Source organism: Saccharothrix sp. (genome assembly GCF_031180885.1).
In the GTDB taxonomy this organism is placed as follows: Bacteria; Actinomycetota; Actinomycetes; order Mycobacteriales; family Pseudonocardiaceae; genus Actinosynnema.
Window position 1 is genome coordinate 168,001 of the sequence record NZ_JAPSLK010000009.1, and the last position, 15,473, is coordinate 183,473.

11 protein-coding genes are annotated in these 15,473 nt (G+C 71.0%); 1 reads left to right on the top strand and 10 read right to left on the bottom strand.

Going from position 1 to position 15,473, the window contains the following annotated elements; translation table 11 throughout:
• Positions 1–91: 91 nt before the first annotated feature.
• From RIN75_RS14885 to RIN75_RS14900, 4 genes are all read right to left on the bottom strand, one after another.
• Positions 92–508, bottom strand: a complete 417-nt coding sequence (locus RIN75_RS14885; RefSeq protein WP_309112489.1) for a cupin domain-containing protein — start codon at positions 506–508, stop codon at positions 92–94.
• 385 nt (positions 509–893) lie between these two features.
• Positions 894–2,603 (bottom strand): AMP-binding protein, encoded by a 1,710-nt coding sequence (locus RIN75_RS14890; RefSeq protein ID WP_309112490.1) that lies wholly within the window; start codon positions 2,601–2,603, stop codon positions 894–896.
• A gap of 12 nt (positions 2,604–2,615) precedes the next feature.
• Complete coding sequence (locus tag RIN75_RS14895; protein ID WP_309112491.1) at positions 2,616–4,748, bottom strand: FAD/NAD(P)-binding protein; 2,133 nt, start codon at positions 4,746–4,748, stop codon at positions 2,616–2,618.
• 34 nt (positions 4,749–4,782) lie between these two features.
• A complete protein-coding gene (locus RIN75_RS14900; RefSeq protein ID WP_309112492.1) occupies positions 4,783–5,847 on the bottom strand; it encodes an adenosine deaminase in 1,065 nt (354 codons plus the stop codon).
• A gap of 373 nt (positions 5,848–6,220) precedes the next feature.
• Between RIN75_RS14900 and RIN75_RS14905 the strand changes: the two genes are divergently transcribed.
• The gene (locus RIN75_RS14905) at positions 6,221–7,585 is read left to right on the top strand and encodes a hypothetical protein (RefSeq protein WP_309112493.1); all 1,365 of its coding nucleotides are present in this window, start codon (positions 6,221–6,223) and stop codon (positions 7,583–7,585) included.
• Between the two features lie 511 nt (positions 7,586–8,096).
• Here the strand turns inward: RIN75_RS14905 and RIN75_RS14910 are convergent.
• The 6 genes from RIN75_RS14910 to RIN75_RS14935 all read right to left on the bottom strand — a co-directional run bounded on the left by RIN75_RS14910 (position 8,097) and on the right by RIN75_RS14935 (position 14,930).
• Entirely contained in the window at positions 8,097–9,371 is a 1,275-nt protein-coding gene (locus tag RIN75_RS14910; protein WP_309112494.1) for a thymidine phosphorylase, read from the bottom strand.
• On the bottom strand, positions 9,368–9,757 hold the full coding sequence (locus RIN75_RS14915) for a cytidine deaminase (protein ID WP_309112495.1): 390 nt from the start codon (positions 9,755–9,757) through the stop codon (positions 9,368–9,370). Before RIN75_RS14915 ends, RIN75_RS14910 begins: the two co-directional genes overlap by 4 nt.
• Positions 9,750–11,015: an ABC transporter permease gene (locus RIN75_RS14920; RefSeq protein WP_309112496.1), complete on the bottom strand. Its 1,266-nt coding sequence runs from the start codon at positions 11,013–11,015 to the stop codon at positions 9,750–9,752. The genes RIN75_RS14915 and RIN75_RS14920 overlap by 8 nt, the downstream gene beginning before the upstream one ends.
• 73 nt (positions 11,016–11,088) lie before the next feature.
• Complete coding sequence (locus RIN75_RS14925) at positions 11,089–12,156, bottom strand: ABC transporter permease (RefSeq protein ID WP_309112497.1); 1,068 nt, start codon at positions 12,154–12,156, stop codon at positions 11,089–11,091.
• Complete coding sequence (locus RIN75_RS14930; protein WP_309112498.1) at positions 12,156–13,727, bottom strand: ABC transporter ATP-binding protein; 1,572 nt, start codon at positions 13,725–13,727, stop codon at positions 12,156–12,158. The genes RIN75_RS14925 and RIN75_RS14930 overlap by 1 nt, the downstream gene beginning before the upstream one ends.
• Positions 13,728–13,796: 69 nt before the next feature.
• The gene (locus tag RIN75_RS14935; RefSeq protein ID WP_309112521.1) at positions 13,797–14,930 is read right to left on the bottom strand and encodes a BMP family ABC transporter substrate-binding protein; all 1,134 of its coding nucleotides are present in this window, start codon (positions 14,928–14,930) and stop codon (positions 13,797–13,799) included.
• Positions 14,931–15,473 lie beyond the last annotated feature (543 nt).

Here is a 15,473-nt window from a genome sequence, read left to right on the forward strand (position 1 = left end):
CGGGACGGCCCCGCCACCCGTTCGGCTCAGCTTGGTGATCGGTTTCGGCAGGTTCTCGTTCGGTTTCGGCCGGTTGTCGGCCGGTTCCCGGTCAGTTGCCCGCCGCCGCCGTCGTCATCGTCTCGAGTTCGGCCGTGGTGACCGGCCGCGTGCCCTTCTCCCGCACCACGAGCGCGAAGCACCCGCTGGGCGAGGACACCTGGTGCACGCTCTCCGGCTTCTCGATGAAGAGCGTGCCCGCGGGGTACCGGTCACCGTTGTCGTTGTGCAGCTCGCCTTCGAGGATCAGCAGCAGCTCGTATCCGAGGTGCTCGTGCAGGTCCCCGTGCGAGCCCGGCTTGAAGTGCGCGATGTACGCCTCCGCACCGGACGGCCCGGTCTCGGCCTGGGTGTAGAGCCACTCGACGTCCACCTGGTTGCGTCCCGGCTGCACGTACTCGGACCACTTGATCTGGCCGTTGTGCAGGCCGCCGGTGAACAGGGACGAGTAGATCTTGATGTCGCGCATGTCGTTGCTCCCCAATCAGGAAAATTTTTGCTTCGTGAAGGAATAATTTTCAGCGCGGTGAAGGGTTTGAAGCAGGGCCGCCTTCGCCAAGCCAACGCTGGTGCGGACGCCGGTGCCGGTGGTGGCGACGCCGGGCGGGGCTGATGCGGACGCCGGTGCCGCCGCCGGACGGGCCGACGCGGACGCCAGTGCCGCCGACGCCGGCCCAGCGGGGTTGCTCGGCCGCCGTCGCCGACGCCGGCTGGCGAAGAGGTTGGCTCAGCCGCCGGCTGTCCCGATGCCTGCGCGGCCAGGGCGGGCTCAGCCCATCCCGATCCCGAAGCCAAGCGCCGCCGGGGCGGGCTCAGCCGATCCCGATCGCCCCTGGCCCAGCTCGACCGCAGGCTCAGCCGATGCCGGGTGCCGCCGGCATTGCCGCGTCCAGCAGCTCGTCGGCCAAGTACTCGACAGCGTCCGGGAACGCCACCCCCGCCGCCCGCTCGACATCCCGAGCCCGCAGCTCGTTCCGCCGGATCTTCCCCGACGTCGTCTTGGGCAGCGCGAAGAACTCCAACCGCCGAATCCACTGGTGCGGCGCCAAGTTCTCCCGCGTGTGCTCCAGGATCCGCCGCGCCGTGTCCTCGTCCGCCGACGCCCCGGCCACCAGCGCCACGTAAGCCTTGGGCACCACCAAACCCACCGGGTCCGGCGCCGGCACCACCGCCGCCTCCGCCACGGACTCGTGCTCCAGCAGCACGCTCTCCAGCTCGAACGGCGAGATCCGGTGGTCGTAGGACTTGAACACGTCGTCGGTCCGCCCCACGTAGTGCAGGTACCCGTCCGCGTCCCGCCGCGCGATGTCGCCGGTGTGGTAGTACCCGCCCGCGAACGTCCGCGCGTTCTTCTCCTCGTCGTCCACGTACCCGGGCATCACCCCCACCGGCCGCCGCGACAGGTCGACGCACACCTCGCCCTCGTCGCCCACCGCGCCCGTGGTCGGGTCCACCAGCACGATCTCGTAGCCCGGCAACGGTTTGCCCATCGACCCCGGTCGCACCGGCAGGGCGGGGCTGTTGCCGATCTGGGCGGTGGTCTCGGTCTGGCCGTAGCCGTCCCGGACGGTCACCCCCCACGCCGCGCGGACCTGGTCGATCACCTCGGGGTTGAGCGGCTCGCCGACGCTGCCGGCCTCGCGCAGCCGCACCGGCCACCGGCGCAGGTCCTCCTGGATCAGCATCCGCCACACCGTCGGCGGCGCGCAGAACGTCGTCACCCCGTGCGCCACCATCCGGTCCAGCAGGTCCCGACCACCGGGCGTGGTCACGCTCAGCACGGTCGCCTCGGCGTTGAGCGGCACGAAGAACGAACTCCACGCGTGCTTGGCCCACCCCGGCGCGGACACGTTGAGGTGCACGTCACCGGGCCGCACCCCGTTCCAGTACATGCCCGACAGGTGCCCGACCGGGTAGCTGACGTGGGTGTGCCGCACCAGCTTCGGCCGCGAGGTCGTGCCCGAGGTGAAGTACAGGAACAACGTCTCGTCGGCGCGGGTCGGCGCGTCCGGCCGGAACACCGCCGGCGCCGACCGCAGGTCGTCCAGCGCCAGCCACCCCGGCACCGAACCCGCGCAGATCCGCGTCACGTGCGCGGGCAGCCAGTCAAAGGAGCCCGTCAGCTCAGGTGTGGTCAGCACGTGCCGCACATCCGCCCGCGACACCCGGTCGGCCAGGTCCGCCGCCGCGACCGTGGTGAACGTCGGCACCACCACCACACCCAGCTTCATCGAGGCCAGCAACGCCTCCCACACCGCGAGCTGGTTGTCCAGCATCAGCAGCAGCACGTCCCCGCGCCGCACGCCCGCCGACCGCAACCCGTTGGCCAGCCGGTCCGACCGCTCGGCCAGCTCCGCGTACGACACCCGCTCCTCGACCCGGCCGCCCACCACGTGCAGCGCGGTCCGGTCGTTGCCCCGCGCGACCGCGTCGAACCAGTCCAGCGCCCAGTTGAACTCGGTGAACTCCGGCCACCGGAACTCCGCGTGCGCCCGGTCCGGGTCGTCGCGCAACTCCAGCAGCAGATCCCTGGCCGCGCGGAACTTCTCGGTGTTCGCGTTCATCACAACCCCCGTTCAGATCGCGACGGCCGCACGCGGCCGGGCGGACAGGACGACCGGCGCGACGGCCGGCCGGTGGCGCAGCACGTCGGCGGCGATGGCGTCGGCGTCGTGGTGGAACCCGGTCATCGGACCCGGCCGGCCGTTGCCGATCTGGGTGAACCACCGCGTGTTCTCCGTCGGCACCCCCAGCGCGTACAGGTCCGGGTCGGGGTTGCCCAGGGCGTCGACCACGTGGAACGGCTTGCGGGTCACCGCGATGCTCCCCGCCGGGAACCGCTGCCCCGTCGCGCTGTCGACGTTCACCAGCTCGGTGATCAACCCGTCCGCCAACGCCTGGCTGATCAACGGATCCGCCGTCGCCGCCAGCTGCGGACGCGGGATCCGGGCGTCCACCAACGTGGTCACCTCCCGCCGCGACCCCCGCACGAACGGCGAGTGCAGCACGAACGCCCCCGCCGCGTGGTCCGCCACCACCTCCGTCGCCGGCCCCACCACGGTCAGCAACCCGGCCCGGATCAACGCGCACGCCTGCGCCACCCGGACCGCCGGCGGACCCGCCGACACCATCGTGTTGATCGGGTTGAACCACGACAGGAACATCCGGTGCGACTCCGGCCGCAACCCCGCGAAGTCCACCGCCTGCCGCACCACCGCCCGCGTGTCCCGCAGGATGTCCAACGACGCCTTCAACGGGTTGTCCACGTTGCCCTGCCGCGCTTCGGCGATGTCCTGCTCCAGCAGGTCCAGCAACGTCCCGTGGAACGCACGCGGCGAGTCGAACTCCCGGTCCCCGAACGGCCGCGCCAACCGCTCCAGGTCCGGCGGCGGCACGTCCGCCAACCCCCACGCCTCCAACAACCCCCGACGATCGGTCGACTTCGCGTGGATCGCCGCGAACCGCTGCGCCGCCTCCTCCGACAACCGCCGCCGCACGTGCGCGGTGTAGTAGACGTGCTCGACCTCGAGCTTCAGCAGCGGCAACACGTCCCGCGCGAAGTCCAGCTGAGCCGACCCGGTCGTCCGCTGCGCCCGGCGCCGCGCCTCGACGATCGCCTCCTCCGTCACGAACACCGGCCGGTACCGGTACGTCGGCGACTTCTGGTTCCGCCCCCGCGCCAGCATCACCAACCCGCTGCGCGACCCCGCCACCAGGTGCGGCTCCGCCCCGCTGGGCACGTACTCCGTCCGCCCGTCCCGCTCGACGAACCGACCACCACGGCCCTCGGTCAGCTCCGCCATGACGTCGAAGAACGTCAACCCCAGCCCGACCACGCCCACCTGCTCGCCGGGCCCGATCGCCGACAGCGGCAGATCCGCTGCCGAATCCCCGCGCACGTAAGCCAATCCGACCCGTTGGCGAGCGAAAGTCAGCAACGCCTTCTCCGCGTCATCCGGCGTCACCCGCGGATGCCCGGTGGTCAACACGACCTTGTCGGCGGTGACAACGGTCCCACCCGACCCGGTCACCACGGTCCGCCCGTTCTGCCGGGTCAACCGCACCGCCCGCTCCGCCACGTGCCGAACCGTCACACCCAACGGCGCGTTCGCCGCCATCGCCTCGAACGCGTGCCGCAGGTACTCCCCGTACACCGCACGCGGCCCGTAGTCGTTCGGCCCGATCCCCGACCAACGCGGGTGCTCCCGGAGCCACTCGGCGAACGACGGCCCGTACCCCGCACGCGTCGGCCCGCCGTCGGCGCTGTTCGAGAACACGGAAACCTCACCGGCCGCCGTGTTCATCAGGAACCAGGGCGCCTGCGTGGTCCGCCAGATCCGCCCCGCGCCGGCCTCACCGGGCTCGAACAGGTGGATGCGGACGGGTCCGCTCGCGGGTGACTCCGATAACTGCACCAATAGTCGTTCAAGGACCGAAAGCCCTCTCGGCCCGGCGCCCACGATGGCCACGTGCAATTCGGGGCGCAGCACGACGTCCGCCACGACGTTCCTTTCTCGGGTCCAGTCGATGACATTTCCGTCGCCATTCCCACGGCGAGGGTGATCACGTTCTGGTCCGAAGGTATTGCCGGGCAGGCGGGGCAACAAGATCCGAGACGGCCGCTTTCGTCGATACGACGATCGAAGACGCCGATGTCCCGGTACCAGCCACAACGCGCTCGACCGAAAAGCGAAGGGCCGGACGCGCACGGCGTCCGGCCCTTCGCCCGAAGAACTTCCCGGATCACTGCTGGAGCGCGGCGTACCCCGGGTTGATCACGTCCTCGATCAGCGCGCGGCGCTCGTCCAGCGGCAGGAACAGCGAATCCGCCGCGTTCACCGTGAAGCGGTGGAGGTCGCTCCAGTCGAAGCCGAACTGGTCGACGACCATGCCGAACTCGCCGGACATCGAGCAGTCGCTCATCAGCCGGTTGTCGGTGTTCACCGTGACCCGGAAACCGAGGTCCGACAGGCGCTTGATCGGGTGCTCCGCCAGCGACGCCACGGCGCCGGTCTGGATGTTGGAGGTCGGGCACATCTCCAGGGCGATGCGGCGGTCGCGCACGTACGCGGCGAGGTGGCCGACCTGGTCGTCCTTGATGTCCTCGGTGATGCGCACGCCGTGGCCCAGGCGCTCGGCGCCGCAGTGCTGCACCGCGCGCCAGATCGACTCGGGGCCGTCGGCCTCGCCGGCGTGGATGGTGAAGTGGGCGTTCTGCTCGCGCAGCCACTCGAACGCCGGGAGTTCGCGGTCGGCCGGGAACCCCAGCTCCGGGCCCGCGATGTCGAAGCCCACGACGCCCTGGTCGCGGTAGCGGACGACGAGCTCCGCGATGCGCTGCCAGCCGTCGTTCTGGCGCATCGCGCACAGGAGGGTGCCGACGCGGATGCGGTTGCCGGTCGCGGCCTCGCCCTGGCGGAAGCCCTCCTGGACGGCCTCGACGGCCTGCTCCAGGGACAGGCCCTTCTCGGTGAACAGCTCGGGCGCGTAGCGGATCTCGGCGTAGACGACGCCGTCCTCGGCCAGGTCCTGCGCGGCCTCGGCGGCGACGCGGACGAGGGCCTCTTCGTCCTGCATGACCCCGCACGTGTGCGCGAAGCCCTCCAGGTAGCGGACCAGGGAGCCGGAGTTGGCGTTGTCGCGGAACCAGTCGCCCAGCGCGACCGGGTCGGTCGTCGGCAGGCCCTGGTGGCCGGACGCCTCGGCCAGCTCGATCACCGTCTGGGGGCGCAGGCCGCCGTCGAGGTGGTCGTGCAGCACGACCTTCGGCGCGCGGCGCAGGGCCTCCGGGGAAAGCGGGGTTGGCATGGCGGTCACCGTACCCGCGACACGCCGTGACCGGTTCGCCGTGGCGATGATCATGCCCGGTACGATCACTCCGGAGTCATCCCACGTGGCGAGAACCACTCTCTCGGATGGCTCCGGCGGTGTTGTGCACTCGTGATGCACAACTTTCCGCGACCGATCCCCCAGCTTGGGTCACTCACACGGCGGATGGTCACCGACAGCGCTCAGGGGTGCGCCGCGGGTTACCTTCGAGTAGGGTCGGCTCGCGTCACCCGAACGGACTACGAACTTGCGTCGAGGGGGCACTTCGGGCCGGGGGGTGGTACAGCCGGGACCCCCGACGCGGTTAGGCTCCCGGAGGTCTCCCCTCCCCTGGACGAAGGCATTCGAAGCCGTGAACGAGAACAACAACTCCACGATGTCCTTCGATCGGATGCGCAACATGCTGACGCGCGCCGCGGAGATCCGTGAGAGCGAACAGCAGCAGATCTTCGATGCACTGGACGAGATCCACGCGCGGATGTCCCCGCTGGAGTCGCTGGGTTCCGTTCGCAAGCGGCTGTCGGAGCTGCCCGACCGCACCGAGGTCAGCGTGCTGGCCGAGCGCCTGGACGAGGCGCTGGCCAAGCTGGAGGCGCAGGACAACGCCGTCCAGGGCATCGGCCGCGCGGTGGACGGGCTGGTCGACAAGCTGGCCAAGCCGTTCGCCCAGCTCGACGGTCGCCTCGACGGCGTCGCCGGCCGGTTCGAGGGCGTCGCGGGCCGCATGGACGGCCTGGAGGACAAGCTCTCGCACATCCACAAGCGGCTCGACGACCTCGAACTGCACCTGGACAAGCAGGACGGCAAGGTCGAGGCCGTGCCGGGCGCGGTGACCGGTCCGCTGCGGGAGCGGATCGAGGCGCTGGAGGTCGCGCTGCGCGGTCGCCTGGACGAGGTGGACGAGGGCGTGCACGAGCACCTCGACGGCACCCGCGAGGCGCTGGCCCGTTCCGTCGCGGACTCGTCGTCGGCGCTGCAGGGCCGCCTGGACGAGACCCGCGACAACCTGAACTCGACGCGCGAGTCGTTCACCGCTTCGCTGCAGCAGACCCGCGAGCAGCTCGCCGGCTCGCTGGCCGAGACCCGCGAGTCGCTGGCCGGCTCGCTGGCCGAGACCCGCGAGTCGCTGGCCGGTTCGGTGGCCGAGACCCGCGACACGCTGGCCGGTTCGGTGGCGGAGACCCGCGACACGCTCGCCGCGTCGCTGGCCGACACCCGCAGCACCGTCCACGGCAAGCTCGACGAGGCCCGCGAGGCGCTGCACGCGGCCCTGGACGAGACCCGCGACCAGGTCGACGCGACCGACCGCCTGGAGGCGCTGGCGCAGCGCCTGGAGCAGGTCACCTCGCGCCTGGACACCATGACCACCCGCCTGGACGCGGTCGAGGACGACTTCGCCGCGCGCCTGGGCGAGCTGACCGGCGTGGTGGAGCAGGGCATCGCGAAGGTCGAGGGCACCCTGTCCGCGCGGCCGGACTCGGACTCGCTCGCGCAGATGGTGCGCAAGAGCAACCAGGAGTCCGAGCTGCGCATCGGCGGCCAGCTGGACGAGGCCATGGCGACCTTCGCCGAGCTGATCCTCGGCGGCGGCTCCCCCACCCCGCCCCCGCCGCCCACCGCCCTGCCCCGCCCGCAGCGGCGCACCCGCAAGAACGGCCCGAAGCCGACCGACAACCGCAACGTGGACGACGACGACCTGACCGCCGAAGGCGCCTGACCGGCCCGCGGCGCGAGGAAAGGCCCGGCATCCCTGGGAGGGGAGCAGCCGGGCCTTTCGCGTGTCACGGCGTGGCCTCCGGCCCCCGCTTCCATCGTCCCACGCACCACCGACAATTCCGCGCGCCCAGCGACCGAAGAGCAACAACCGGCACCCCCGCAACCCCCGCCCCCGCAACCGCGCCCGCGCCACCCGCAACCAACCGGCGACCGGTGACAACGCGGCGGCGGCGGACGGCGGGCGGTAGCGGGCGGCCAGCGGCAGCGGCGGCAGCAGGCGGCCAGCGGCAGCGGCGGGCGGCGGCGGCTGGCGCGGCAGCGGGCGGTGGCAGGGGTGTGCGGTGGTTGGTCAGGGCGGCAGCAGTCGCGGCGGTAGCGAGGTCGGGTGAGTCGTGAGGGCCGGCCGCACCTGCACCGCTTCGCCGGTCAGCGGGTTGCCGATCGTCTGGCGTTCGGCCGGATGCGGGTTCGCCACAGCGTTCGAGGTCGCCGGGTCGGTCGCGGGCCCCCGACTACCCCCGGACGGTGTCGATCACCAGGGGACGCCCGGGAGCCGGCGACTCGCCGATCGACCAGCCACCCTCCAACGACGCCAACGCCGCTCCAAAAGCATCCGGCGTGTCCGTCCGCAGCTCCAGCAACGGCTGCCCCTTCGACACCCGGTCGCCTGGCTTGGCCAGGCACAACACCCCGGCACCGGCCTGCACCGCGTCCTCCTTGCGCGCACGCCCCGCGCCCAGCCGCCAAGCCGCCACACCAACGGCATACGCGTCCAGCGACACCAGGTACCCGTCCTCGGGCGCCTCCACGACGTGCTTGTGCGCACCCACGGGCAACGGGGCCTCAGGGTCGCCACCCTGCGCCCGGATCATCCGGCACCACACCTCGTACGCCTCACCACTGGCCAGCACCGCCGCCGGATCAGCGGAAACACCGGCCCGCGCCAGCATCTCCGCCGCCAGCGCCAACGTCAGCTCCACGACGTCGGCCGGACCGGAGCCGCGCAGCACGTCCACCGACTCGGCGACCTCGACCGCGTTGCCCACGGCCCGCCCCAGCGGCACCGACATGTCCGTCAGCACCGCGGAGACGGCGAGGTCGTGCTGCACGCCGATGGACACCAGCGCCTCGGCCAGCGCCCGCGCCTGCTCCTCGGTCTTCATGAACGCCCCGGAGCCGACCTTCACGTCCAGCACCAGCGCCTCGGCGCCCTCGGCGATCTTCTTGGACATGATCGAGCTGGCGATCAGCGGGATGGCCTCGACCGTCCCCGTCACGTCCCGCAGCGCGTAGAGCTTCTTGTCCGCCGGGGCCAGGCCCTCGGTGGCCGCGCAGATCACCGCGCCGACGTCCCGCAGCTGCGCGGTCACCTCGTCCACGGACAACTGCGCACGCCACCCCGGGATGGACTCCAGCTTGTCCAACGTGCCACCGGTGTGCCCCAGACCCCGGCCGGACAGCTGGGGCACGGCCGCACCGCACGCCGCGACCAGCGGGGCCAGCGGCAGGGTGATCTTGTCGCCCACACCGCCCGTGGAGTGCTTGTCCACGGTCGGCCGGCCGACGTCCAGCGAGAGGCGCACACCCGACTGGACCATCGCCCGGGTCCAGCGCGCGGTCTCGGCGGGCGTCATGCCGTTGAGGAAGATCGCCATGGCCAGCGCCGACATCTGCTCGTCGGCGACCAGGCCGCGGGTGTAGGCGTCGACCACCCAGTCGATCTGCTCGTCGGACAGCGCACCGCCGTCCCGCTTGGCCCGGATGACGTCGACCGCGGCAAAACTCATGGCAGATCCCCTGGTCCGAAGGCGTCGGGCAGCACGCGGCTCATCGGCAGCACGCCCGAGGGCGTGTCCACCAGGCAGTCCGGGCCGCCCAGTTCGTAGAGCACCTGGCGGCAGCGCCCGCACGGCATGAGCAGTTCGCCCGTGCCGCTGCGGCACGCCACGGCGACGAACTTCCCGCCGCCGGTCAGCTGCAACTGGCCCGCCATCGTGCACTCGGCGCACAGGCCGACGCCGTAGGACGCGTTCTCCACGTTGCAGCCGGTGACGACGCGCCCGTCGTCGCACACGGCCGCCGATCCGACCTGAAGGCCCGAGTACGGGCAGTACGCCGCCTGCGCGGCGGCGACCGCCCGTGACCTCAGGTCGTCCCAGTCGACGTCAACCACGGCGGTACACCACGCCGTCCGCCGCGGGCATCCGCAATCGTTGTGAGGCGACCGCGAGCACGATCAACGTCACCAGGTGCGGCGCGTAGGTGGTCAGCTCGCTGGGCACCTCGTCCAAGCTGTAGTACACCGCGTAGAGCGCGATCGCCGAGACCACCCCGCCCGCCGCCGCGAACCAGCGCCGCCGGATCAGCTGCCAGATCACGATCACGGCCAGCAGCAGCACCGCGCCGTAGATCAGCGCGAGGAACGTCTTGCCGCCGCTGCGCAACTGCAACCCGTCCGCGTAACCGAACAGGGCCGCGCCACCCAACAAACCACCCGGCCGCCAGTTGCCGAAGATCATGGCCGCGAGGCCGATGAAGCCGCGGCCGTTGGTCTGGCCTTCGAGGTAGCCGGGCTGGCCGGGGTTGAGCACCAGCGCCGCGCCGCCCATGCCGGCCAGCGCGCCGGAGCCGATGACGCCGATGTACTTGTAGAGGTAGACGTTGACGCCCAACGACTCCGCGGCCACCGGGTTCTCGCCGCACGACCGCAGCCGCAGGCCGAACCGCGACTTCCACAGCACCAGGTAGCTGCCGATCACCAGCGCCACCGCGAGCATCGTCAACGGGGACACGCCGGTCACCAGGCCGCGCAGGATGCCCGCCACGTCGGACAGGCCGACCCGCTGCTCCGCCTCCAGCTCGCCCAGCCAGTCGGAGAACCCGGCGGCGGAGTAGGTGTCGAACTTCGGCACGGCCGGTGACTCGCGCGGGTTGTGCGACAGCGGGAAGAAGATCAGCGTCGACAGGTACTTGGTCAGGCCCGCGCCGAGCAGGTTGATGGCCACACCGGACACGATGTGGTTGACGCCGAACGTGACCGTGGCGATGGCGTGCAGCAGGCCGCCCAGCGCGCCGAACACGGCCGCCGACAGCAGCGCGGCCCACGGACCCCACTGGTAGCCCGCCCACGCGGCGCCCCACGTGCCCATGATCATCATGCCTTCGAGGCCGATGTTCACGACACCAGCGCGCTCCGCCCACAGACCACCCAAGCCCGCCAACAGGATCGGCAGCGCCAACCGCACCGCGGTCTGGATGGTGCCCGTGGACGTCAACTGCGGCACACCGGTCAGGTAGGACGTGGTGGACAGCAGAACCACCGCGCCCGCCACACCGATCATCGCCGTGGCCCACACCGGGAGGCGCCGAGCCTTGCGCGGCGGCGGAACTGTGGTCGGAGCCTCGGACGGGTTCATCAAGGACGTGCTCATGATGCCGCCTCGCTGACGCTCGCCGGATCAAGAGCACAAAGCACTGTGTTCAATGGTTCGCTCGCAAGGTCGCTCACGCCGCCACCGTCCCCAACTCCTTGCCGACCCGGCGCTGCTCGGCGGCCAGCTCGAACCGGCGGACCACCTCGTACGCGACGACGACCGACAGCACGATCGCACCCTGCATGATCGTCACGATCTCCCTCGGCACGCCGACGTTGTCCAACGCCAGGCCCGACTTGTCCAGGAACGCCCACAGCAGCGCGCCGAACGCGATGCCGCCCGGGTGGTTGCGGCCCAGCAGCGCGATCGCGATGCCGGAGAACCCGATGCCCGCCGGGAAGTTCAGGTTGTAGGTGTGGTCGCGGCCCAGGATCTCCGGCATCGACACCAGGCCCGCGATGCCGCCGGAGAGCAGCATGGCGATCAGCACCATCTTCTTCGCCGACACGCCACCGGCCGCCGCCGCCGTCGACGACTCGCCGGAGGCCTTCAGCTCGAAGCCGAACCGGGTGCGGTTCATCATCACCCAGTACCCGATGCCCAGCGCCGCGGCCAGGAACACCAGGCCGAACACCGTGCCCGAGGCGCCGAACGAGATGCCCGGCACCCAGCCGCTCTCGTGGATCTCCGGCGTGCGGATGTTGTTGCCGCGCAGCTCGCCGAAGACGTCCTCGCGGATCAGGTACGCGGCCAGGCCCAGCGCCAGGCCGTTCATCATGATCGTGGAGATGACCTCGTTCACGCCGCGCGTGACCTTGAGGATCGCCGGGATCGCCGCCCACAGCGCGCCGACCAGCGCGGCCACCAGGATGATCGCCAGGGCGTGCAGGCCGGGCGGCAGGGCGAACGAGCCGCCGAACACCGCCGCGACCACGGCGGCCACCCGGTACTGGCCCTCGACGCCGATGTTGAACAGGTTCATCTGGAACCCGATCGCCACCGCGAGCGCCGCGATGTAGTAGGTGCCGGTGCTGTTGATGATGTCCACGGCGGTCGTGCCCTCGCCGACCTGGGACACCATGGCGCCGAACGCCTCCGCCGGGTTCGCGCCGGACACCACCAGCGCGACGCCGCACAGCAGTGCGGAGAACAGGATCGCCAGGGCGGGCGGCAGCAGCTTGCCGCGCAGGATTCCCATTACTCGCCTTCCACTTCCGCGCCCGGCACGGCTTCCACCGCGGGGCTCGTGGCGCCCGCGCCGGTCATCGCGCTGCCGAGGTCCTCCGGGGTCACCGTGCTCGGGTCGGCGTCGGCGACCAGCCGGCCGCGCAGCATGACCTTGATGGTGTCCGACAGGCCGATCAGCTCGTCGAGGTCCGCCGAGATCAGCAGCACCGCGAGCCCGCGGGCCCGGGCGCGCTTGATCTCGTCCCAGATCAGCGCCTGCGCGCCGACGTCCACGCCGCGCGTCGGGTGCGAGGCGATGAGCAGCACCGGGTCACCGGACAGCTCCCGGCCCACCACGAGCTTCTGCTGGTTGCCGCCGGACAGCGCGGCGGCGGGCACGTCGATGCCGGGCGTGCGGACGTCGAACTCGTCGACGATCCGCTGGGTGTCCTTCTTCGCGCCCGGGAGGTCCAGCCACTGGCCCTTGGACACCGGCGTGCGGGTCTGGTAGCCGAGAATCCGGTTGGCCCACAACGGTTGCGTGAGCAGCAGGCCCTGCCGGTGGCGGTCCTCGGGCACGTACCCGATGCCGGCCTCGCGCCGCGCCAGCGTCCCCAGCTTCGTCAGGTCCCGGTCGCCGAGCAGCACGCGGCCGTGGTGCGCCTTGCGCATGCCCATGATCGTCTCGACCAGCTCGGTCTGCCCGTTGCCCTCGACGCCGGCGATGCCGACGACCTCGCCGGAGCGCACCACCAGGTCGATCCCGTCGAGCACCGGCCGGGTGCCCTCTTCGGCGACCAGGCCCAGGTTCTCCACCAGGAGCACGACCTTGTCGGTGACCGTGGACTCGCGGGTCTCCGGGCTGGGCAGCTCGCTGCCGACCATCATCTCGGCGAGCTGGCGGGAGCTGACCGTCTTCGGGTCGGCCGTGCCGACCGTGGTGCCGCGCCGGATCACCGTCACGGAGTCGGCGATCGCGCGCACCTCGTCCAGCTTGTGCGAGATGAACAGGAACGTGAAGCCCTGCTCCTGCATGCCGCGCAGGGTGGCGAACAGCTCGTCGACCTCCTGCGGCACCAGCACCGCCGTCGGCTCGTCCAGGATGATCACCTTGGCGCCCCGGTAGAGCACCTTCAGGATCTCCACGCGCTGCCGGTCGGCGACACCGAGCCGCTCGACCAGCACGCCGGGGTCGACGGTCAGCCCGGTGGACTCGGCGAGGCCCTGGATGACCTTGCGGGCCTTGCCGCCGATGCCGTGCAGGGATTCGGCGCCCAGGACGACGTTCTCCTGCACGGTGAGGTTGTCGGCGAGCATGAAGTGCTGGTGCACCATGCCGATGCCGGCCTTGATCGCGTCCGCCGGGCTGCGGAAGCGGACGGGCTTGCCGTCGACCTCGATCGTGCCCTCGTCGGGCTGCTGCATCCCGTACAGGATCTTCATCAGCGTGGACTTGCCCGCGCCGTTCTCACCGCACAGCGCGTGCACTTCGCCGGCCCGCACGGTCAGGTGCACGTCGCTGTTGGCGACCACGCCGGGGAACCGCTTCGTGATGCCCGACAGCACGACGGCGGGCGTGGCGGCAGGGGTGCTAGTGCTCATTCAGGCTCCTAAAACCACGCAATGGGCCTCGCGAGTGGGTGCTCGCGAGGCCCATGCGCACGGCGAGGATCAGCTCGTCGGCTTGTCCGAGACCTTGATCTTGCCCTCGATGATCTGGGCCTTGTAGCCCTCCAGGACCGCCTTCAGGTCGTTGTCGATCTTGCCACCGGAGGTGGCGTAGCCGACGCCGTCGACCTTGAGGTCGAAGACCTTCGGCAGGGTGGCCAGGTCGTTCTTGGCGACGGCCTTGACGAAGTCGTACACGGCGACGTCGACGCGCTTGAGCATGGACGAGATGATCACGTCCTTGGACTCGGCGACGGTGGCCTGGTTGTACTGGTCGGAGTCGACACCGATCGCCTTGACGTTCGCCGCCTTCGCGGCCGAGAAGACGCCCTTGCCGGAGGCACCCGCGGCGTGGTAGAGCACGTCCGCGCCGGCATCGATCTGGCCCTTGGCGGCCTCCTGGCCCTTGGTCGGGTCCTGGAACCCGGTGAAGTCACCGGCCGGGGTCAGGTACTTCTTCTCGATCTTGATGTCCGGCGCGGCGGTCTTGGCGCCCTGCTCGAAGCCCGCGTCGAACTTGCCGATCAGCGGGATCTTCACGCCGCCGACGAAGCCCACGTGGCAGGTCTTCGACTGGTAGGCGGCGATGACACCGGCGAGGAAGGAGCCCTGCTCCTCGGCGAACACCAGCGGGGTGACGTTCGCGGCGCCCTCGACGACACCGTCCACGATGGCGAACTTGACGTTCGGGAACTCGGGCGCGACGACCTTCAGCGACTCGGCGTAGGCGAAGCCGACACCGATGATCGGGCTGTAGCCCTCGCTGGCGAGCTGGCGCAGGCGGGTCTGCTTGGCGTCCTCGGCCTCGTTGGGCGCGGCGGTCAGCTCCTTGACCTCCTTGATGCCCAGGTCGGCCTTCGCCTTGTCCAGGCCCGCCGCGGCGGAGTCGTTGAACGACGCGTCGCCCCGGCCGCCGATGTCGTAGGCGAGACCGACCTTGAGGGCGCTGCCGTCCACCTTCTCACCGGTGGCGGTGGTGCCCGAGGTCGCGGTGGCGGCAGCCGGCTTCTCCGCCAGCTTGCACCCACCCGACGCGTTGTTGGTCGACCCGGTTCCGGTGCCCCCGTTGTCCTTCGCACAGGCGGCCATCGACAGAACGCTGGTCAGCGCGATCGCGGCCACCGCGATGCCACGCATTCGACGACGCACGGCTCGTCTCCCTCCCTGCTCATCGAGCAGACATTCCCGACGGCGGTGTCGGGTTCCGAGTGGCGAACCGTACCCCGTAGTAATGACCACTGCGCACGTGGCGGCCCGCACGTGACCTAATCGTTGGTGCTGCCCGGTGAGTCCGCCACTCGGCGTGATCTCCCCGTCTCAACCTGTTGATCGCGACTACGGAGAGTCACGGATTGAACCGTTATTAGGACAGTCCCGTAGTCAACTGTGGAGGCCAGGACCAACGGCGGGGCCCTGGCCTCCGCACCCTCCGAGACCCCCTCACAAGCCGGCCTCGAGGGGTTGCCGACGACCCGTGCAAGCGGTTGCTTCGACCCTTCGCAGCACGGTTGCCCGGCGGTTGCTTTGATCGCGCGCAGCGCGTGGCCCTTTGGCGCGCGCAGCGCGTGGCCCTTTGGCGCGCGCAGCGCGTGGCCCTTTGGCGCGCGCAGCGCGTGGCCCTTTGGCGCGCGCAGCGCGTGGCCCTTTGGCGCGCGCAGCGCGTGGCCCTTTGGCGCGCGC

Bases quoted from the DNA above. Each gene is read 5' to 3' on its own strand.
- RIN75_RS14900 (WP_309112492.1), bottom strand. From the start codon at position 5,847: ATGCCAACCCCGCTTTCCCCGGAGGCCCTGCGCCGCGCGCCGAAGGTC.
- RIN75_RS14890 (WP_309112490.1), bottom strand. From the start codon at position 2,603: ATGAACGCGAACACCGAGAAGTTCCGCGCGGCCAGGGATCTGCTGCTG.
- RIN75_RS14930 (WP_309112498.1), bottom strand. From the start codon at position 13,727: ATGAGCACTAGCACCCCTGCCGCCACGCCCGCCGTCGTGCTGTCGGGC.
- RIN75_RS14910 (WP_309112494.1), bottom strand. From the start codon at position 9,371: ATGAGTTTTGCCGCGGTCGACGTCATCCGGGCCAAGCGGGACGGCGGT.
- RIN75_RS14920 (WP_309112496.1), bottom strand. From the start codon at position 11,015: ATGAGCACGTCCTTGATGAACCCGTCCGAGGCTCCGACCACAGTTCCG.
- RIN75_RS14935 (WP_309112521.1), bottom strand. From the start codon at position 14,930: ATGCGTGGCATCGCGGTGGCCGCGATCGCGCTGACCAGCGTTCTGTCG.
- RIN75_RS14885 (WP_309112489.1), bottom strand. From the start codon at position 508: ATGCGCGACATCAAGATCTACTCGTCCCTGTTCACCGGCGGCCTGCAC.
- RIN75_RS14925 (WP_309112497.1), bottom strand. From the start codon at position 12,156: ATGGGAATCCTGCGCGGCAAGCTGCTGCCGCCCGCCCTGGCGATCCTG.